Origin of the sequence: Microvirga zambiensis WSM3693 (assembly GCF_016735695.1) — a bacterium.
GTDB classification, from domain to species: Bacteria; Pseudomonadota; Alphaproteobacteria; order Rhizobiales; family Beijerinckiaceae; genus Microvirga; species Microvirga zambiensis.
The window spans coordinates 1-19,938 of record NZ_JAERQD010000002.1; the positions used below are offsets into that span (position 1 = coordinate 1).

Annotated in this window: 18 protein-coding genes and 1 pseudogene; 4 read left to right on the plus strand and 15 right to left on the minus strand. The window is 65.6% G+C overall.

The window, feature by feature from the left end; all coding sequences use genetic code 11:
- Window positions 1-414 (minus strand): thiolase family protein (locus tag JKL46_RS02075; protein ID WP_484502696.1); only part of this gene is annotated, 414 nt, incomplete at its 3' end.
- Between the two features lie 235 nt (window positions 415-649).
- Between JKL46_RS02075 and phaR the strand changes: the two genes are divergently transcribed.
- Window positions 650-1,231: a polyhydroxyalkanoate synthesis repressor PhaR gene (gene phaR / locus JKL46_RS02080; RefSeq protein WP_201829754.1), complete on the plus strand. Its 582-nt coding sequence runs from the start codon at window positions 650-652 to the stop codon at window positions 1,229-1,231.
- 10 nt (window positions 1,232-1,241) lie between these two features.
- Here the strand turns inward: phaR and JKL46_RS02085 are convergent, their stop codons facing one another.
- The 3 genes from JKL46_RS02085 to mtgA form a co-directional block, all read right to left on the minus strand.
- Window positions 1,242-2,873 carry an EAL domain-containing protein gene (locus JKL46_RS02085; protein ID WP_201829755.1) on the minus strand — a complete coding sequence of 544 codons (1,632 nt, stop codon included), beginning with the start codon at window positions 2,871-2,873 and terminating at the stop codon, window positions 1,242-1,244.
- 219 nt (window positions 2,874-3,092) lie between these two features.
- Window positions 3,093-3,278, minus strand: a complete 186-nt coding sequence (gene rpmF, locus JKL46_RS02090; protein WP_201829756.1) for a 50S ribosomal protein L32 — start codon at window positions 3,276-3,278, stop codon at window positions 3,093-3,095.
- 154 nt (window positions 3,279-3,432) lie between these two features.
- On the minus strand, window positions 3,433-4,119 hold the full coding sequence (mtgA, locus tag JKL46_RS02095) for a monofunctional biosynthetic peptidoglycan transglycosylase (protein WP_201829757.1): 687 nt from the start codon (window positions 4,117-4,119) through the stop codon (window positions 3,433-3,435).
- Between the two features lie 103 nt (window positions 4,120-4,222).
- Between mtgA and JKL46_RS02100 the strand changes: the two genes are divergently transcribed.
- Window positions 4,223-5,149: a polyprenyl synthetase family protein gene (locus JKL46_RS02100; RefSeq protein ID WP_201829758.1), complete on the plus strand. Its 927-nt coding sequence runs from the start codon at window positions 4,223-4,225 to the stop codon at window positions 5,147-5,149.
- A gap of 4 nt (window positions 5,150-5,153) precedes the next feature.
- Here JKL46_RS02100 and JKL46_RS02105 read toward each other — a convergent pair whose 3' ends face one another.
- From JKL46_RS02105 to JKL46_RS02155, 11 genes are all read right to left on the minus strand, one after another.
- Window positions 5,154-7,703, minus strand: coding sequence for an HWE histidine kinase domain-containing protein (locus JKL46_RS02105; RefSeq protein ID WP_201829759.1), 2,550 nt, complete (start codon window positions 7,701-7,703; stop codon window positions 5,154-5,156).
- 286 nt (window positions 7,704-7,989) lie between these two features.
- On the minus strand, window positions 7,990-9,408 hold the full coding sequence (locus JKL46_RS02110) for a sensor histidine kinase (protein WP_201829760.1): 1,419 nt from the start codon (window positions 9,406-9,408) through the stop codon (window positions 7,990-7,992).
- On the minus strand, window positions 9,405-10,067 hold the full coding sequence (locus tag JKL46_RS02115) for a response regulator transcription factor (protein ID WP_201829761.1): 663 nt from the start codon (window positions 10,065-10,067) through the stop codon (window positions 9,405-9,407). The genes JKL46_RS02110 and JKL46_RS02115 overlap by 4 nt, the downstream gene beginning before the upstream one ends.
- Window positions 10,067-10,579, minus strand: a complete 513-nt coding sequence (locus JKL46_RS02120; protein ID WP_201829762.1) for a PepSY domain-containing protein — start codon at window positions 10,577-10,579, stop codon at window positions 10,067-10,069. The genes JKL46_RS02115 and JKL46_RS02120 overlap by 1 nt, the downstream gene beginning before the upstream one ends.
- Before the next feature lie 246 nt (window positions 10,580-10,825).
- A complete protein-coding gene (locus JKL46_RS02125; RefSeq protein WP_201829763.1) occupies window positions 10,826-11,371 on the minus strand; it encodes a hypothetical protein in 546 nt (181 codons plus the stop codon).
- Window positions 11,372-11,561: 190 nt separating this feature from the next.
- Window positions 11,562-12,107 (minus strand): GNAT family N-acetyltransferase, encoded by a 546-nt coding sequence (locus JKL46_RS02130; protein ID WP_246529098.1) that lies wholly within the window; start codon window positions 12,105-12,107, stop codon window positions 11,562-11,564.
- A gap of 43 nt (window positions 12,108-12,150) precedes the next feature.
- A complete protein-coding gene (locus tag JKL46_RS02135; protein ID WP_201829765.1) occupies window positions 12,151-14,097 on the minus strand; it encodes a potassium transporter Kup in 1,947 nt (648 codons plus the stop codon).
- A gap of 196 nt (window positions 14,098-14,293) precedes the next feature.
- Window positions 14,294-15,580 carry a flavodoxin-dependent (E)-4-hydroxy-3-methylbut-2-enyl-diphosphate synthase gene (ispG, locus tag JKL46_RS02140; protein ID WP_201829766.1) on the minus strand — a complete coding sequence of 429 codons (1,287 nt, stop codon included), beginning with the start codon at window positions 15,578-15,580 and terminating at the stop codon, window positions 14,294-14,296.
- Window positions 15,581-15,755: 175 nt separating this feature from the next.
- Window positions 15,756-16,271, minus strand: coding sequence for a Fur family transcriptional regulator (locus JKL46_RS02145; protein WP_201829767.1), 516 nt, complete (start codon window positions 16,269-16,271; stop codon window positions 15,756-15,758).
- A gap of 168 nt (window positions 16,272-16,439) precedes the next feature.
- The gene (locus JKL46_RS02150; RefSeq protein ID WP_201829768.1) at window positions 16,440-17,090 is read right to left on the minus strand and encodes a class I SAM-dependent methyltransferase; all 651 of its coding nucleotides are present in this window, start codon (window positions 17,088-17,090) and stop codon (window positions 16,440-16,442) included.
- Complete coding sequence (locus tag JKL46_RS02155) at window positions 17,087-18,238, minus strand: glycosyltransferase family 4 protein (RefSeq protein ID WP_201829769.1); 1,152 nt, start codon at window positions 18,236-18,238, stop codon at window positions 17,087-17,089. Before JKL46_RS02155 ends, JKL46_RS02150 begins: the two co-directional genes overlap by 4 nt.
- A gap of 112 nt (window positions 18,239-18,350) precedes the next feature.
- Here JKL46_RS02155 and JKL46_RS02160 point away from each other — a divergent pair, with 112 nt between their 5' ends.
- On the plus strand, window positions 18,351-18,671 hold the full coding sequence (locus tag JKL46_RS02160; protein ID WP_201829770.1) for a SemiSWEET family sugar transporter: 321 nt from the start codon (window positions 18,351-18,353) through the stop codon (window positions 18,669-18,671).
- Between the two features lie 27 nt (window positions 18,672-18,698).
- Window positions 18,699-19,870: pseudogene (locus JKL46_RS02165) on the plus strand (DNA topoisomerase IB).
- Window positions 19,871-19,938 lie beyond the last annotated feature (68 nt).

The following is a 19,938-nucleotide window of genomic DNA, read 5'->3' on the forward strand; positions in this document are numbered from 1 at the left end:
GAAGTCGCCCATCTTGGTGCCGGAGCGCATATGGGCGGCGTGGGGGGCGAGCGACATGGATTCCTGGCCGCCGGCGATGATGATGTTGGCATCGCCGTTGGCGATCTGCTGCAGGCCGATGGCCACCGTGCGCAGGCCCGAGCCGCAGAGCTGGTTGAGTGCCCAGGCGGTCTTTTCCTGCGGTACGCCGGCCGCCATGGCGGCCTGGCGGGCGGGGTTCTGGCCCTGGCCTGCGGTCAGGATCTGGCCGAGGATCACCTCGTCCACTTCCGCGCCGTCCACCTTCGCCCGCTCGAGGGCCGCTTTGACCGCGATGGCGCCGAGCTCGTGCGCCGGGGTGTTGGCGAAGGCCCCGTTGAACGAGCCGACGGGCGTGCGCGCCGCTCCGACGATGACGATGTTGTCTCGGGGCATTCCTCTCTCCTGTGCTGATTGCTTGATCGCAAGACGAATGTAGTGCTGGCCCGATCAAATCCCCAGGGGGTGGGATGTCAAGGATCGGATCGCCCGGACCGGCTCAGGGCACCTTAGACTTTTGGCGCTTTGATCGACCGGCATAAGGCTTATAATCATTAACGACTGGCATTCCGACGATCGGGATGGGGGGTGCCGGACCTGGTGGATTTCCCAAGGAGCGTATCGGCGCATCATGGCGACGGAAAAACAACCGACGGTCATCAAGAAATATGCCAACCGCCGCCTCTATCACACGGGCACATCGACCTACGTGACGCTGGAAGATCTGGCCGGCATGGTGCGCAAGGGCGAGGATTTCGTGGTCTACGACGCGAAGTCCGGCGAGGAGATCACCCGCTCGGTGCTCGCCCAGATCATCTTCGAGCAGGAGAACAAGGAGGGGCCGAACCTTCTGCCCGTCACCGTGTTGCGCCAGCTCATCCGCTTCTACGGCGATAGCATGCAGGCCCTGGTGCCGAGCTATCTCGAATTCTCCATGAACAACCTGTCCCAGGAACAGCAGAAGCTCCGGGAGCAGATGGCCAGCGCTTTCGGTCCCGGCGCCTTCCAGGCCATGGAGGAGCAGGTGCGCAAGAACATGGGCTTCTTCACCGAGGCCATGCGCATGTTCTCCCCCTTCCCGCAGCCTGCATCCGCCAACGGCGAGGGCAAGGTCTTGAAGGGAGAAAAGGGCGAGGACACGAGCGACCTCGATACACTGAAGCGGCAGATGGCCGACATGCAGGCCAAGCTCGACAAGCTGGCAAGCAAGTAGAAGGTTTTCGTCAGCCGCGGGCGCGCTTGAGCATCTGCGCGAGCGCCGAGGGCTGCTGGACCGCTTCCGGCTCACCGAACAGCGCACCCTGGAGGTAATCCACATCCCAGGAGGCGAGCAGTCGGGCCGTCGCTTCGTCATCCACCCATTCCGCCGCAACGGCAATGCCGAGCTGCTGGGCCCGGTCGATGAGGGTGCGGACGAAAAGGCGGTCGTCGGTGGATCGCCTGAGCGGCTGGATGAAGGCACCGTCGATGGTCAGAAGATCGACCGGCAGCATGCGCAGCTGCATGGGCGAGACGTAGCCCGTTCCGAAGCCCGTGAGCGCGAGCCCGATGCCGAGGGCCTTCATGGCGTGAAGCCGGCCGAGATTGCGTCGGCATTCGGCGAGCGCCGCTTCCGGCACCTCGATCATCAGCCGCGACTCGATGCCGGGACGGGCACCGAGATGCGCCGCCAGCATGGGCAGCCATTCCGGATCCTGCAGGGCCTTTGGCGAAACCGGCAGGGAGAGATGCTCGTCCGGGTGGTGCTGGAGATGGTCTGCGGCGAGTTCCAGCATCCGTCCGTCGACCAGAAGGGCGAGATTGGAGGCCTTGAGGCTCGGCACCGGTCCGAGCGGCATCGTGCCCCCCGCAGCATCACGAAGCGAGGCGCTGGCCTGCATCAGGAACGGGGCGCGGCCATGCGCCTCCACCATCGGCCGGAGGGCGAGCGTCAGGCTGCGCTCGTTGAGGGCGGCAATCCAGTCGAATGGCGCCTGCTCCGCCGCTGGCGACGGCTTGGCAGGGCGTGCATCGTAGAAGCTGCGGGACTCGTCCCGCTCCAGGGCCGAGGCCAAGGCCTGTTCGGCGAAGCGCAGGAGTTTCGTGGCCTTGAACGTATGGTCGGGCGCGCAGGCGGCACCGAGGCGGAGGGAGGCCGCGGCTCCGCGATCTTTCAGGAGCGCATCCAGACGCTTCATGGCGCTCGGCGCATCGGAAGCGGGGCAGCAGGTAAGGGCCAGGGCGAAACGGTTCGGCCCGAGCGCGGCGAACAGGTCGTAATGGCGCATCATCGGGCGGAGATCGCGGGCGATGTCCGCGACGAGATCCGCTTCGCCGCCATCGATGCTGCCGACGATCAGGGTACAGGTCTGCGACACCCGCAAGGCTTCGTTGATGCCGTTCTGAATCCTGCACAGAAGCTCGGAGCGGGCTCTGAGAATGGCCGGAAGCAGCTCTCTGGCTCCCGAAGCCGGGTCGATGCGGAGCTGGCCGCGGGCGAAGGCGGGGCTTCCCTGGACGCCCGGCTGCCAACGGCCGGCATCCTCGACCATCACCACCCGATCCGGCTCGAGTCGCAGCGCATAGCGGGTGTCGTAGGTGCGAGCGTGGGCTTCCGTTGCGGAGATGGCGTCTGGGCGGGAAAGGCCGCAGCCCGGCTCGATCATCTGCGCGAAAGCCTTGCCGGTCCTGGGCAGGTCCCGGCCGGACAGGCCGAGCGCCTCGGCGGCGCCTGGACCCCAGGTCAGCACGTCCGAGATCATGTCCCAGGCGTAGGTGATGCCGGCAGGCGATGTCCGCTGTGGAGCCTGGCGCTTGCGTTGAGGCCGGGATGCGCTCTGAAAAAGTCCCGTCCGGCCCTGCCGCTTCGTCGCCATCACACTCACCCTTGACACCAGACCGCGCGGGGTGACCGAAGGCGCCTCTTGCAAGCCTGGTCCAAGCCCCTGAAACAAGGATGCAGGATCGCGTCTCAGGCTTAAGGAAGCGTAAAAAGCGATGGAAAATCAGGGCTCTTGGGGCAGCTTCTGGGGATTGCGGGCATAAAAAAACCGGCGCCTTGAGCGCCGGTTGGTATCGTCGCATGCCGCGATCGATCAGGCTTCGGTCTTCACCTTGAGGACCTGACGGCCACGGTACATGCCGGTCTTCAGGTCAACGTGGTGAGGACGGCGCAGCTCGCCGGAATCCTTGTCCTCGATGTAGGTCGGGGCCTTCAAGGCATCGGCGGAGCGACGCATGCCGCGCCGCGAAGGCGACGTTTTTCTCTTTGGAACGGCCATAACTCGTCTCCGGTTAAAATAGCGGAGCGCCCGCTCAACCGGGGAACGCTCACATCTCAAACTTGATGAGGTTGCGCCTCATACAAGGTCTTCGGGCAAATATCTAGCCCCCAGACGCAATCCGAGGGTTTTTCCTTGCCGCACGTTGCCTCCGTTACGGTTTCAGGCAGTCGCTGAAGGGCGCGGCCCTCTCCATGCGGGCCATGAGCTGCCCCGCCAGGGCCCGGTGGCGGGAGGAGGGGCGGGCTGGATTGCGGACGAGGGGGTTGGGCAAGGCCCGTGCCAAAAGGGCCGCCTCCTGGCGGGTGAGGTTCTTGGCGGATTTACGGAAATACTTCTGAGCGGCCGCCTCGGCTCCGAAGACGCCGTCGCCCCATTCGGCGATGTTGAGATAGACCTCCATCATCTGGCGCTTGGACCAGATGAGGTCGAGATAGAGCGCGACCGGGATTTCCAGGCCCTTGCGGACGTAGGACCGGCTCGGCCAGAGGAAGAGGTTCTTAGCCACCTGCATCGGGATCGTCGAGGCGCCCCTGGATGGCCCATCGTCGTCTGCCGCCTCCACCACGAGCCAGAGGGCGCCCCAATCGACGCCCTGATGATCGCAGAAACGGCTGTCCTCGGCGGTCAGGACGGCGAGCGGCAGGTTGGGGGAGATCTCGTCGAGACGCACGAAATCGCGCTCGACCGGCTGAAGGGTGAGCCAGCGGCCGAGCATGAGGGTCGAGACCGGCGGCACGGCCCAGTACAAAAGCCCTAGCCAAAAGACCGCGCCGACCCATAAGAGGATGAGACCAAGGCCGATCTGGACGAAGCGGCGGAGAAGGCGGGCGGCCGACATCGGCGCTCCCGGCCGTCCCGAGCGCCATGCCCATCTCGGCCGCGACCTTTCACCGACGCTTCCCTCGGGCGGAGCGGCGGCCCCATCCGAATTCAGGCTCATCATGACGCCATCCACCAGCACTTTCACGACGCGGCTGTCCGACGCCGCGGAGATCGTCGAAGCAAGTCTCCAAGCCTTGCTAGCAGACAAAGCCGCTCCGGGCGAGCTTGCCAGGCCGCCGCGCCTCATGGCCGCCATGCGGCATGCGACCTTAAGCGGCGGCAAGCGCCTGCGGCCGTTCCTGACTCTGGAGGCCGCCCGCCTCTTCGGCGCCGAAGGGCAGGGGCCGCTGCGCGCCGGCTGCGCCGTGGAGCTGCTGCATTGCTATTCCCTTGTGCACGACGATCTGCCCTCCATGGACGACGACGACATGCGCCGGGGCCGCCCCACGGTGCATAAGGCTTTTGACGAGGCGACCGCGATCCTCGTGGGCGACGCCCTCCAGACCCTGGCCTTCGAGGTGCTCGCCGATCCCGCGACGGCAGAGGATGCGGCGATTCGCGCCGATCTCGTGCTCGGCCTTGCCCGCGCCTCGGGCTTGGGCGGCATGGTGGGCGGCCAGCTCCTCGACCTGTCGGCCGAGGGCCGCTACGGGTCGGCGGAGCTGGGAGAGGCTGATGTCCGCCTGCTCCAGATGATGAAGACCGGCGCGATCCTCACCTTCTCGGTGGAGGCCGGTGCGATCCTGGGCAAAGCTGACGCGGCTGCCCGCCAAAAGCTCGTCGCATACGGACGGGCCCTCGGCGCCGCGTTCCAGGTGGCGGACGACATCCTCGACCGGGAAGCCTCGGCGGAAGCGCTCGGCAAGCGCACGGGCAAGGATCAGGAGAAGGGCAAGGCCACGCTCGTCGACCTGCTCGGGATGGACGGTGCGCGCAGCGAGTGCAATCGGCTCGTCGCGGCCGCCGAGGCGGCGCTCGACGATTTCGGTCCGCATGCGCAGATCCTGCGCGATGCCGTGCGCTTCGTGGTCGAGCGTCGGGTCTGAGTTTTCAGCGAGGACGCTCGCGCCCCGTCACCGATGCGATCGCCCCGATCAAGCTCTCGGAATCGTAGGGTTTGCGCACGACGGGGATGTCCGAGAATGCTGCAGGGACCATGCCTTTTTCTCCGTATCCCGTTGCGAAGACGAACGGGATCTTGCGCCTGGCGAGAGCCTCCGCCACCGGAATGGAGGTCCCCTCGCCGAGATTCACGTCGAGGATGGCGACGTCCGGCATAAAGGCGGAGAGCTTGCGAAGCGCATCATCGACCGACGCGCTGATTGTGATGTCGCCGAGTCCCCGCTCGGTAAGCATTGCCTCGACATCGAGCGCGATCAGCAGCTGATCCTCGACCAGCAGCAGGCTCGTGCCGGACAGGTCGATGGATTGTCTCGTCTCGGCCGATATCGCTTGCATCTTCTGGTCGGCGCCCGGGACCGTCACGAACAGGATGTGCTTTTGCGGAATGAAGAAGCACGCCCCGACCCCCGTCGGCAGGTAGTCGACCCGGCTTTCCCCGCCGAGATCGTAGGGGATGCTGCGGTCGATCAGAACCGTGCCGAAGCCTTCGCGCTTCGGTGGCGAGACGATGGGCCCGCCCGATTCGCGCCATTCGATCTTGCAGCCGCCCTCCGGCACCAGCGACCACGCGACCGACAGCTTCCCGCCCTCCCTGGAGAGTGCGCCGTATTTCGCGGCGTTGGTGCACAACTCGTGCAGCACGAGCGCCATGACCGAATAGGCGCGCGCATCGAGCCACACTTTCGGACCATCGAGCATGATCGTCGTGGCAGGACCGCGGTAGGGAGTCAGCTCCGCATCGAGAAGCTCGGCAAGGGAGCCTCCTCCGCCGCCCCTCGCCACCTGATCGTGGGCGACGGCCAGCGCCTGGATGCGCCCCTGGAGCGAGGCCACATAATCCTCGATGTTGCGGCCTTCCTGCACCGGATGCCCTACCAGGGACTTGATGATCGCGAGAATGTTCTTGACCCGGTGGTTGAGCTCCTCGTTGAGCATGCGCTGTCGGATCTCAGCCTTGGTCCGCTCGTCGGCGAGCAGCTCGCCATGGCGAAGCACCACCTCGGCCAAGGCGATCCTGACGGCCTCGGCTATCTCGCGATCGGCCTCGGACCAGGGTTGCGACTGCGCATGAACGGTCTGTTTCCAGATGGCGAAACTTTTGCGCGGCGTGAGACGGTCGCCGAGCGGACCGACATCATAGGATTTTTCCGGATTGCCGGCCCAGTCGAGCGTCTGCACCTGCTCCTTGCGAAAGAAGAACAGGTAGTCACGCGGGATTTGCGATAGCGGCACGGCGAGAATGCCGGAGGCCCTGTCGCGATATTCTTCGGCCGAAGCGAGACGATGGGAGAGGGCATGGGTTGCCCAGATCCGTCCGCCATCGGCGACGTTGCCGACGAATCTCGCGATGGAGGCGACGGCCTCGGCAGGCGGTGCGCTGCCCTGCGGCGTCCAGACCTCGTCGATCCACAGCCCGAGGCCGTCGCATGGCACCAGTTGCCCGAGATCCGCGAGGCTCGCGCGAAGGGTGTCGCCGACATTAGCCTGATGCGAGGCCCGCTTGAGGATCCTGTCGAGGGAGCGACGGGCCTGCGTTGCCGTCTCGAGCTTGCCGCGTTGGAGAAGGGCGTTGAGATGGAGGGAGAAGAAATCTCCGAACACTTCCGCTGCGACGCGCAGACCCATCGGGAGCACGCGTGGGGAATAGTGATGGCACGCGATCAGGCCCCAGAGCTCGCCGCCGATGATGATCGAGATCGACATGGAGGCTGCGACGCCCATGTTGCGCAGATATTCGCAATGGATCGGCGAGACGCTGCGCAGATGGGCGAAGGACAGGTCAAGCGGCTCGCCTGAGGCATCGAGAACGGGCTCGATGGGGATTCGCCTGCCATCCGAGTCCGCCACGATGCGTATGATGTTGCGTAAGTACAGAACCCGCGCCTGCTGCGGGATGTCGCTTGCGGGAAAATACTGGCCGAGGAAGCTTTCGAGGTCGCTGCGCTTGGCCTCGCTGACGACCTTCCCCGAGCCGTCGTGCCCGAATTGATAGACCATGACGCGGTCATAGCCGAGAAGGCCGCGCACGAGGCGGGCGGCGTCGCGAATGAGCTGATCGGCGCTGACCGCCTTGTTGAGCCGGCCGATCAGGGCACGTGTCAGATCAAGCGGCTTGGTGAAGCGGGAGGCGGATTTCTCGAATTCGATGATCACCGTCGAGTGAAAGCGGTGAATGGCCACATCGAAGGCCGTATCGCGAATGTCGAGGTCGAAGAGGAGAGCCGCGCGGCTCTCACCGCCTGACGTCGCGAGCGCATTGCGGAGGGTATGGGTCACCTCCTCGCCGAGAACATCGTCCAGATCGCGGCCGTTGATCTCGCCCTGAAGCCCCAGGATGTCGGCTGCGTTGGCTGAATGCCGCAAGATTACGGAAGCATGGATATCGCAGGCGAGCAGGCAACCATGCTCCTGGATGCTGCCAGGAATATGAATCGGCTCCCGGTCGCAATTGGTGAGGTTGACGGCTTCGTTCGTCACGGACGTGCTCTCTTGGTCGATGCAGGGCAGACCTGGCTCGGTGTCTTCAAGGATTGACCGGAAAGCGCCGCTACAAATCTTAATCCGGATAGATTTAGGAGGTTTGCTCAACGCTTCAACGCATGCGGCAATCGCGACCGATCAATGCAAAAGCCGGTAAGGCCTTGATTGGAGAGCGAATATCGGCATCGAGCTAGAGCATTTTTCGGCGAAGTGGATCCGGTTCGCCGTCAAAAAATGCGGCAAACCGAAGAAGAGAGGTGATTCCACACAAGTGGAAACAGCTCTAGGCTGGCGTCCGCCTTTCGCCCTTTCGCCCGTGCCTGTCGGCCGGCAAAGGCAGCTCGCGGCAGAGCGGGATTTCGAACGCGATGCGGCAATGGCCGTTGCCGTCGATCTCCGCGCTCGTTCCGTATTCGGCCAGGATGTCCTCGACGATCCCTAGACCGAGCCCGCTGGAGGTTGGATCTGCCTGTCCCTGCACGCCGCGTTCGGGGCGTACGCCGCCGGTTTTGGAGAAGCCCGGCCCGTCATCCTCGACGACGATCCGGGCCTTCTCGCCCGCGCGCCCGGCACGCACCGTGACCTGGGCTCCCGCCCATTTCCTGGCATTGTCGAGAAGGTTGCCCATGACCTCGCCGAAATCGTGCGGATCCATGTCGACGGCGAGATCGGCTGGGATCTCCGTCTCCCAGACGAGCTGTTCGCCCCTGGGCATGTGCTGCATCAGGCGCAGGAGGCGGGCGACGGTCTCTTCCACCTGCGTGTAGGCTCCGCAGGCCACCGATGCGCCGCTGGTGCGCGCCCGCGCCACCTCGCGCTCCACATGCGTGCGGATGAGGCCGAGCTGCTCCTGCATGCGCGCGGCTTCCTCATGCCGGCCGGATTGCTCGAGATGCCTCACCTCGGCGCCGAGAATCGTCAAGGGCGTCTTCAGGCCGTGCGCCAGTGCCCCGGCCCGGTCGCGCGCCTTGCGCACGAGATTCTCCTGGCGGTCGAGCAGCTTGTTGATGCTCTCGACCAGCGGTGCGACTTCGTTGGGAAAACGCCGGGTCATGCGCCGGATCTGGCCGGTCTGCACGGCGTTCAGGTCGCGGCCGACATCCTGCAGCGGTCTTAAACCCAGCGAGAGCTGAATCCAGGCGAAGAGAACGAGCACGGCAGCAATCGGGATGAGAACGCGGGTCACGTCCCAGCCGAAGGCTTCGCGCAGTTCCACCACCTGCGCATGGTCGAGAGCGACCGCGAGGCTGACGGTTCGAGGGCCTTGGGCGCCATCGACCGTGACCTCCCGTTCGATCACGTAAAGCTCCGAGCCGTCGGGTCCCTCGACCTCGAAGGCCTTTTCGCGCTCCGCGCCCTGCCGGGTCCCGCCGGAGGGCAGGTCCAGATCCCACAGGGAGCGGGACCGCACGATCGGGCGCCCGTTCTCGGAGACCTGCCAATAGGCCCCGCCATAGGGCTGGTGATAGCGTGGATCGGTGAGCTTCTGGCTGATTCCGGCTTCGCCCTCGGTGCCGAACGCGGTCGCAAGTTCGGTCCAGTGGATGTTGAGGTCCTGCTCGACATAGCGCAGCACCTGACGTTCGAAGAACACGACCAGGGAGGTGCCTGCCACCGCAATCGTCGCAATGATCGACATGACGGCAACCGTCAGCAGACGCACGCGGATGGAGTTGCAGGCTTTGCGCTCGATGCGTTTCATGGCGAAGGCGTCTCCATGATGTAGCCGTGGCCGCGCCGGGTTCCGATCGCCTCCGATCCGATCTTGCGTCGCAGGCGGGCGACCAGGGCCTCGATGGTGTTGCTGTCCGGCTCGTCGTTCCCGTAGACATGCTCGACGAGTTCGCTCTGCGCGACGACGCGATCCCGGTTGTGGGCGAGATAGCGCAGCAGGCGGAATTCGAGCGGCGAGAGCTCGATCGCGCGGCCGTTGATCATCACCCGCAGGCGCCGGGTATCGATGCGAATGGTTCCGACCTCGATCAGCGGCGTGACATGGCGGCCGACACGGCGCAGCAGGGCGGCAAGACGGGCGAGAAGCTCCTCCATCTCGAAGGGCTTCGTCAGATAATCGTCGGCGCCCGCATCGATGCCTTCGACCCGCTGCAGCCAGGAGCCGCGGGCGGTCAGAACGAGGATCGGCACTGCGCTGTCCTCCTCGCGAAGCCGCCGCACCACCGAGAGGCCGTCGAGCTTCGGCAGGCCGAGATCGAGCACGACGGCGTCGTAATCCTCGGTCGAGGCCCGGAACCAGCCCTCCTCGCCGTCCCTGGCGATGTCCACCACATAGCCCGTCTCGGCCAGGGCGCTCGCGACATCCCTGGCGATGGCCGCCTCATCCTCCACGAGAAGGACCCTCATCAACGTCTCCTGATCTGAAGGATCTGGTTGCGGCGGGCGTCGACGACGACCTCCTGATAGCGGCGATCCCGGGTGAGAATGAGAAATTCGTAGCGCCACTCGCCGGTCCAGGATTGGCGCAGATCCACTTCCAGCACCTTGCCGGGGACTGCTTTCGAGACAGTGGGAAGAACGGTGCTCAGGGCGAGGGCCCAGCCCTGCGAGACGGCCTCGCGGGCACTCTCGGAGGAGGTGCTGCCCCAACCTGTTTTTGCGGTGACATCGTCGTCTCCCCCGCGTCCACGGCCCCGGCCCTGGCCGCCATCGTCTCCACCTCGGCCCCGGCCTCCGCCGTCATCGTCGCCACCGCCCCGTCCGCTGTTTTCGCTGCCCTTGCCGCTGTTGTCGCTGCCGCTGCCGCTATTGCCGCCGCTGTCGCCGTCCTTGGCGATCGCGACGCCCGGCCAGGAACTCTCCACCGCACTCAGGGCGAGGCCGGCGGCGAGCAGGACGATGAGATGGCGTCGGATCATGAAACCTTCCAAAGCTCGCCAGCATAGCATGCCCAATCTGATATTTCGCTGACATGACTCATCAGGTTCGCATGCCGGGCCTCGTGCAGATTCGCCTCCATCGGCGCCGCTCCCGGCGCGACGGATGAATGGAGGAAGACGATGGTAAAGCCGATCAAGAAGGGCCCGAGCGTCCTGATTCTAGGAACTGTCCTGGCGTCGCTGACGGCGGCGGCAATCCCCGCGGTCGTCGCGAGCGCCCTCATCTCACCGGCCATGGCCCGCGGTGGCGACGATGGCGGCGGCGATCGGGGAGGGCGCGGCGGAGACGATAGCGGCGGCCGCGGCGGACGCGGTGGCGATGACCACGGAGGCGGCCGTTCCAGTGACGACAGCGGCGGCCGGAGCAGTCGCGGAGGCGACGACAATGGCGGTCGCAGCAGCCGCGGAGGGGATGATCACGGAGGCCAGGGCCGCGGTCGAGGCGGTGACGATAACCGGGCCGACGACAGCGGCCGCGGCAGAGGACGCGGCGGCGATGCCAATGTGAGCCGCGCCCGGGATGACGATGGCCGCAACCAGGCCAGGGCCGAGGACCGGACGCGCACGCGCACCCAGGATCAGCACCAGACCCGCACCCGGACCCGCGGAGCCGACGATCTGCTCGCGCTGCGCCGGACACGGGGTGCGGACGATCTCAACGACGACAATGGCGGCCGCCTGGATCGCGACCTCCGCTTCGAGCCCGGCGACGACCGCAGGGTCAACGGCCGGTAAGGGTTGCGCTGCACGACTTGGACCCTCCTCCCCCACAAGCCTCGGGCTTGCCCGAGACTTGCCTTTGGTCTGCCGTAAGTCGGGAACACCCGACTTGCGGTGGGGAGGAGTTGGAGGTGGGGGTGTGTGCGATAGCCTATAAAGGTAAGGCGCCAACACCCCACCCTGGCCCTCCCCACAAGGAGGAGGGAAAAGGCGTCTATCTTTATCGCGAACTATCCGGCGCTTATCCGGTCGGCACCCAGAACAGGCATTTCACGTGGTCGGGTCGTGATAGGTGCGGGAGGGTCCCCGCGGGCTCGCCGCCATTGGCCTCGATCACTTTGCGCGAACCGTCGTTGTCGTCGTCGCAGGTGATCAGCACCCGCGAAAAACCTTCCGAGCGGCACACGGGCAGGATCATCCTCAGCGCCTGCGTGGCGTAGCCGCGCCGCTGCTTCCAGGGAACGATCGTGTAGCCGATATGGCCGTAGATCGCGCTCGGCAGCTCCTCCGTTCCGCGCTGGAAGCGAAAGCCGATGCGGCCGCAGAATTCGCCGTCGTCGATCCAGAAATCGTGGGCCGGCAGGCGCGGCACCTCCCGTCCGTCCGGCAGGCGGACCATCGGGCTGTTGTAGAGATCGTGCAGGAAACGGGCCGGATTGCGCCTCAGCTGGATAAGCTGCTCGCGACTCACGTCCTGGTCGGTGTTGGGCGACCATCCCCGTTCAAGGGCATTTTCGTATTCGTGCAGCCGGCCGAGGCTCGGGCGGAGGAGGGCGATGTCGGTCATGGACTTCCAAAACTGACATCTCGTCATCCATCCGGCAACAGGCTTACACCGTCACCTGCGTACCCACTTCCACCACGCGCCCGGTCGGGATCTGGAAGAAGTCGGTGGCGTCGCTCGCGGATTTCGCGAGACCGATGAAGAGCCTGTCCTGCCAGAGCGGCATGCCCGACTGGCTCGCGGGGCGGATCGAGCGGCGCGAGAGGAAGAACGACGTCGCCATGATGTCGAACTTGAAACCCTGGCGGCGCAGGATCGCGAGGCCGCGCGGAATGTTCGGCGTTTCCATGTAGCCGTAGCTCAGGCGGATGCGCCAGAACGAATCGCCCACATGTTCGATGGCGACGCGGTCCTCGTCCTCCACGCGCGGAACGTCGGCGCTGTTCACGGTGAGGATCACGTTCTTCTCGTGCAGCACCTTGTTGTGCTTGAGATTGTGCAGCAGTGCCGCCGGCGCGGTGTCCGGATCGCTCGTCAGGAAGACGGCGGTGCCCTTCACCCGGTGCGGCGGGCTCTTCTCCAGCATCTGCACCAGCTCGAGGAAAGGCACGTCGATCTTGCGGGTCTTCTCGAACAGGATGCGGGTTCCCTTCACCCAGGTCCACATCAGCACGAAGAACACGCCGGCGATGACGAGCGGGACATAGCCGCCGTCGAGAAGCTTCACCAGGTTCGAGGACAGGAAGGTGAGGTCGATGAGGAGCAGCGGGATCATGACGAGCCCGGTCTTCAGCGGTCCCCAGCCCCAGCTGATGCTGATCACCACGCAGGCGAGAAGGGTCGTGACGACCATGGTGCCGAAGACAGCGATGCCGTAGGCGCTGGCGAGGCTCGATGACGAGCCGAAGAGGAGCACGAGGCCGACCACGGCGGCCAGCAGCAGCCAGTTCACCCGCGGCAGGTAGATCTGGCCCTGATGCGTCTCGGAGGTGAAGCGCACTTCGAGGCGCGGCAGGATGCCGAGCTGCACCGCCTGCCGGGTCAGGGAATAGGCGCCGGTGATCACCGCCTGGCTCGCGACGATGGTGGCAAGCGTTGCGAGGATCACGAGCGGCAGGAGCATCCAGGGCGGCGCCAGCAGGAAGAACGGATTGGCGATGGAATCGGGATTCGACAGAACGAGCGCGCCCTGGCCGAGATAGTTCAGGGCAAGGGCCGGGAAGACGACGGTGCCCCAGGCGACGCGGATCGGGTTGCGGCCGAAATGGCCGAGATCGGCATAAAGCGCTTCGGCGCCGGTCACCGCAAGGCAGACGCTGCCGAGGATCGCGAAGGCCGTCCCGGGATGCGTGATCAGAAAGGACACCCCGTAATAGGGGTTGAAGGCGAGCAGGACCTCCCAATCGTCGGCGATGTGGAGGAGGCCGAGGCCCGCCATGGTGATGAACCACAGGAGCGTCAGCGGTCCGAAGAAGGCCGCGACCCTGCCGGTGCCGTGGCTCTGCGCTGCGAAGAGGGCGATGAGGATCGCCAGCGCACCGGGGAGGACATAGGCTTCGAAGGAGGGCGCCACGAGCTTCAGGCCTTCGAGCGCCGAGAGCACGGAGATCGCTGGCGTGATGGCGGCATCGCCGTAAAACAGGGCTGCTCCGGCCATGCCCATCATGAGAACCGGCAGGCTGCGGCGACCGAGAGCGCGCTGCGCCAGGGCCACCAGGGTCAACGAACCGCCTTCGCCCTTGTTGTCGGCCCGCAGCAGCAGCAGGACGTATTTAACCGAAACCGTGAGGATCAGTGCCCAGAGCAGGAGCGAGAGAATGCTGATCACGAGTTCGCGGGTGAGCGGGACGGGGGTGCCGTGATGACCGCCGGTGGCGGCGGCGACCGTCTCGCGCATGGCATAGAGCGGGCTGGTGCCGATGTCGCCGTAGACGACGCCGATGGCTCCGAGAGTCAGGGTCCAGAAGCTGGCCGTATGATGGCTGCCCGGTAGGGTGGCCTCAGGGGCTGCGGAATCTGCATGCCCTGGGGCTATGGCTTGCTGCTCTGCCATGTCTGCTTTTCTTTGCGGATCTGCCCGCGGACGGCCCGAGTTGAATTTCTCTATAAATGACGAAGGGCGGCTTGATTTCCGTCCGTTTCTCCAAAGAGCGCGGTGCCGTCAGTGCCGGCGCGGCGGGCTCTCTAGCATATCGCGCTTTAGCTTAAAACGAAATTTCGCTTGGGGTTCCCTGCTCGCGTGTGCTGCCTTATTCGGCAGCATCGCGCCCGGCCTGACCGTAATTCTTCTCGATGTAGTCGAGAACGATCTTCTGGAAGTCTTTGGCAAGCGTCGGGCCGCGCAGGGTCATGGCCTTCCTGCCGTCGATGAAAACGGGAGCAGCGGGCTGCTCGCCGGTGCCCGGAAGCGAGATGCCGATATTCGCGTGCTTCGACTCGCCCGGACCGTTCACGATGCAGCCCATCACCGCCACGTTCAGGTTCTCGACGCCGGGATGCGTGCGGCGCCATTCGGGCATGGAGGTGGAGATCCAGGTCTGGATGTCCCGGGCCAGTTCCTGGAATACCGAAGAGGTGGTGCGTCCGCAGCCCGGGCAGGCGGCGACGAGGGGTACGAAGGTGCGAAAGCCCATGGTCTGGAGCAGTTCCTGAGCCGTCCTCACCTCCACCGTCCGGTCGCCACCGGGCTCGGGGGTGAGGGAGTAGCGGATCGTGTCGCCGATGCCCTGCTGCAGCAGGATGCCCATGGCGGCCGACGAAGCCACGATGCCCTTCGTGCCCATGCCGGCCTCGGTGAGGCCGAGGTGGATGGCGTAGTCCGACCGGCGGGCGAGATCCTGGTAGACCGCGATCAGGTCCTGCACCGCCGAGACCTTGGCAGACAGGATGATACGATCTTTCCCCAAGCCGATCTCCTCCGCGCGGGCGGCGGAGAGCAGGGCCGACTGGATCATCGCCTCGCGGGTGACCCAGCGCATGTCGCGCGGATTGGCCGAGGCTGCGTTCTCGTTCATCAGGTGGGTCAGGAGCTCCTGGTCGAGGGAGCCCCAGTTGGCGCCGATGCGCACGGCCTTGCCGTGCCGGATCGCCTGCTCGACGATGGCACCGAACTGCCGGTCCTTCTTCTCCTTGAAGCCCACATTGCCGGGATTGATGCGGTATTTGGCCAGGGCCTCGGCACAGGCCGGGTGATCGGCGAGAAGCTGATGGCCGATATAGTGGAAGTCGCCGACGAGAGGCACGTCCACGCCGAGCCGGTCGAGTCTTTCGCGGATCTTCGGAACGGCGGCTGCCGCCTCGTCGCGGTCGACGGTGATGCGCACGATCTCCGAGCCCGTCCGGGCGAGCGCCGCAACCTGGGCCACGGTCGCGTCGATATCCGCCGTGTCCGTGTTGGTCATCGACTGGACCACGATCGGCGCGCCGCCGCCGACCATGACGGATCCGACGCGCACGCCGATGGTGCGGTGGCGCTGAGCCGGGCCGGCGAGGCTCTCGGAGGCGGCGACGGTCTCGGAAGGCGAGGTGAGGGACATGCTGCAATCCACGACGGCAGCTCCTGGCTGCCGCCGTTTAGCTGATGCCAAAAGCCTTTCCCGTCAAGCGCGGCCCATAGCATCGGACCCAAAAGCGGAGGCCACTTTTGGGATCGAATCCGATGCTCAACCCCTTAAACGAGTTCAGCGGACCTGTGTGACGATGGCCGATCGATCAGTGATCGTCCCGGCAATGGCTGCAGCGTCCGGTGATCTCAAGGATCCGGCTGCGGGGCTGGTAGCCCTGCTCCCGCAACACCTTCGTGACGGTCTCGGCCACGTCGGGCGAGGCGACCTCGCTGACATCGCCGCAGACCTCGCAGATCAGAACGGCGGTGGTCGTGCGGGCACCGGTAAGGCTCGAACTGGCGATATAGGCATTCCGGCTCGCCAGCCGGTGCGCCAGGCCCTGCTCGATCAGGAAATCCAGGGCGCGGTAGATCGTGATCGGGGCCATGCGGTGGCCCTGCGAGCCGAGGAGTTCCACCAGGTCGTAGGCGCCGAGGGGTTTTTGGGCACTATGAAGCAGCTCCAGCACGCGGCGGCGGATCGGGGTCAGCCGCGCGCCCCTGGCGCGGCAGAAGGCCTCCGACAGGGCAAGGGCCTGCTCCGTCCGTTCAGAAGAGTGGAACGTCGGCATCGGAACGCCGGCATTGAATCCTGGGTGCTGAAGTGACGGTAAATGAGCCATAGGATCGCTCCTGGTTCGGGTCGGTGAATCTTGCCCCAGCGCCCGCGGCCGGCATCCGAACCGCGAACCACCTCATTCACATAGGTTATAACACTACATATTTGAATAGGTAAAATGCAGAATGGCTGCCCGAATTCTGTGCAGAAGTGGCAATGATGCCGATTTCGCCTAAGGGTTGCGGAAACGCCAGACGCTGGACTGCTTGATCTCCGAGTCCTCGAGTGTCCTCGTGACGGGCACCTGATAGGCGGCAAGGCTGTCGAGACGGTCCTTGGGCAGATAGCTGCGCCCGGGATCGCCGATCAGCACGGTGGCGCCCCGCGCGCTCAAGGAAGACAGCCAGTCGATCACCCGAGCGGCGAGGTCCTGCTCGTAGCAGATGTCGCCCGCAAGCACCGTGTCCCAGCCGCGATCCTCGCCGACGATGTCCGCCTGGAGCGGGGTGACGGAGACATGATTGGCGGCGGCGTTGATGCCGATGGCCGCGATGGCGAACGAGTCGATGTCGCAGGCCGTCACCTCGGCCGCACCTGCCTTCGTGGCCGCGATGGCGACGAGGCCGGAGCCGGAGGCGAAGTCCAGCACCCGCCGCCCCCGCACCGTCCCGGGATGGTCGAGCACATAGCGGGCGAGCGCCTGCCCGCCGGCCCAGGCAAAGGCCCAGAAGGGCGGCGGCAGACCGATCTCGCCGAGCTCCTCCTCGGTCTTCTGCCACAGCTCCGTCGCCTCGTCGGCCACGTGGAGCGAAATCTCCGGTGCATGCGGGACGGGGCGAAGCCGGGTCTCGGCCCGGATGAAGGCGATGGGATCGATGATCATGAGGCCAGCATGGCGCCGTAGAGACGCTTGACGCCTTCCATCACGTCGCGCTCGGTGAAGCCGTCGAGCACGCGGGCACGAGCGGCCCCGCCCATGCGGGCGACGAGATCCGGCTGACGGGAGAGGTCCAGGAGCGCCTCGGCGAGGCTTGCCGCGTCGCCGGCGGGAACGAGACGTCCTTCCATCCCATCCCGCACCAGGGCGCGGCAGCCGGGCACGTCCGTGGTGACGATGGCCCGGCCGCAGGCGGCGGCCTCCAGCAGCGTCCGCGGCAGGCCCTCGCCGCCGCGGGAGGGCAGGCAGGCCAGGTGATGGTCCCGCCAGACGGCCGGAATGTCGTGCGTCCTGCCGTGCCAGGCGATGCCGGGCTCGTCGCCCCAGGCCTTCAAGGTCTCCTCGGGGATGGATTTCGGATTGTCGGGGTCCGGCGCGCCGAAGAGGGACAGCTCGATGGCGGCCCCTTTTCTCCGCAGGCTGCGGACCGCCTCGACGGCTACGTCGATCCCCTTCGACCAGAGCATACGGGCGACGATGGCGACCTTGAGCGGCGGTTGCGGGGGCAGGGGAAGGGGCTCCAGGGCTTCGGGATCGATGCCGGCTCCACCGAGGATGACGACCTTGTCGCTCGAGGGATCGAGGCCGAGGAGCTTCGGATCGTCCGGGTTTTCGAAGACGTAGCGGGTCTGGCGGGTCTCCAGGCCGCGCACGAGGAGGCGGACGGTCCGCTGGGCGAGCTTTGCGATCCGGTCCGTGCGGGCGCCGAGAAAGCCGAGGCCGGTCAGGGCATAGACCCGCCTGTGCACCCCCACCATGCTCGCCGCAAAGCCGCCGACGAGGATGCTGCGAAGGGCAATGCAATGGACCAGATCGGCCTTCTCCCGCCGGAGGATGGCGGCGAGATCTCCGGTCTTCAGCCCCGTCGTGATCGGGTTCAGGCTGCGCCGGTCGGCCTCGAAGGGAATGACCTTGGCGCCGGTCGCCTCGATCGCCTCCCGGTGCGCGCGCACCCGCGTGACCACCGCCACCGCGAGCCCGAGCTCGCGGGCCGCCCGGGCCATGGGCAGGAAGTGGGAGGCGAAGAACCAGTCTTCGGTGACGACGAAAACGAGCTTGCGGCCTTGGACGTCAGGCAGGGACAAGGAAGACAATGGATAATCCGGGTGAAACGGTTACGCAGTATTAACCTCGGCATGGGGCGAAAGGGAACTCCCCGCGCTTCGCGCCCGTTGCCGTCGTCTTAAGATATGGGAGAAATCACCTATGGAGGATTGGCTGCCGACGCTTCTGGCGACGATTGCCGGCACCCTCTCCACGTCGAGTTTCGTCCCGCAGGTGGTGAAGGCCTGGCGGGAGCGCGATACGCGGGCGATCTCCATGCATATGTACGTGGTCACCGTCACCGCCCTCACGCTCTGGGCAATCTACGGGTACCTGATCGGGAGTTGGCCCGTGGTGATCTTCAACCTCATCAGCGTGTTCCTGAGCGGCACCATTCTCGTGTTCACGATTCGCAACGAGCGGCGGCGTCGAAACCGCGCGGGGCAGCAGCATAGGGAACCGGGGATGGCGCGCCACGGTTGACGTTCTGCTTTTCATCCAAGGCTTCGCATGCTCCTGGAACCGAACGCCGCCACCGAGACCATCGTCGATCCGCGTGATGCCGCCGAAACGGCGGGCCTCGTTTACGTCTCCGACGAGGGGCCGGGCATCCGCCGCCGGAAATCCGGCAAGGGCTTCACCTATACCAAGCCTGACGGCACGAAGGTCGCCGACAAGGCGGTGCTGGAGCGCATCAGGTCGCTCGCCATCCCGCCCGCCTACACGGATGTGTGGATCTGCCCGAGGGCCAACGGCCATATCCAGGCGACCGGGCGCGATGCCAAGGGCCGCAAGCAGTACCGCTACCATCCGGCCTTTCGGGAGGTTCGCGAGAGCACGAAATACGAGCACATGCTCGAATTCGCGCAAGGCCTGCCGGCGATCCGCAAGACCATCGACGAGCACATGAGCCTGCGCGGGCTGCCTCGGGAGAAAGTGCTGGCGACGTGGTTAATCTGCTCGAGAACACCCTGATCCGCGTCGGCAATTCCGATTACGTGAAGCAGAACAAAAGCTACGGACTCACCACTCTGCGCGATCCTCATGTGAAGGTGGAAGGCGGCGAGCTGCGCTTCCAGTTCAAGGGCAAGAGCGGCAAGACCTGGAAGTTGCAGGTCAAGGACCGGCGCATCGCCAGGATCGTCAAGGCCTGCCAGGACCTGCCGGGCCAGGATCTGTTCCAGTATATCGACGAGGGCGGCGAGCGCCAGTCGATCGATTCGGCCGACGTGAATGCCTATCTGAAGGAGATCACCGGGCGCGACATCACCGCCAAGGATTTCCGCACCTGGGCCGGCACCGTGCTGGCGGCGCTCGCCCTGTCGGAATTCGAGGAATTCGACAATCAGGCCAAGGCCAAGAAGAACATCCGCGACGCCATCGAGACGGTCGCCTCGCGCCTCGGCAACACGCCGAGCATCTGCCGCAAGTGCTATGTACATCCCGAGGTCTTCGCCTGCTATCTCGACGGCGGCCTGCTTCTCGACGTCAAGGAGAAGATCGAGACGCAGCTGCGCGAGGATCTGTCTTCCCTCAAGCCCGAAGAGGCGGCGGTGCTGAGCCTGCTGCAGGAGCGCCTCTCACGGGAGGTGGAGAAGCAGGCGGAGAGGAAGCCGGCGAAGAAGCGTCGTGCGTCGAGGGGCGCGAAGCAGGACAAGGGGCAACCCGAGATGCGGGCTTAAGGCATTGCGGCGAGGCGTGCTGCGAATTCATTCGGTGTGATTCCCGGCCGGAGCGGAGGGGAAGGGAA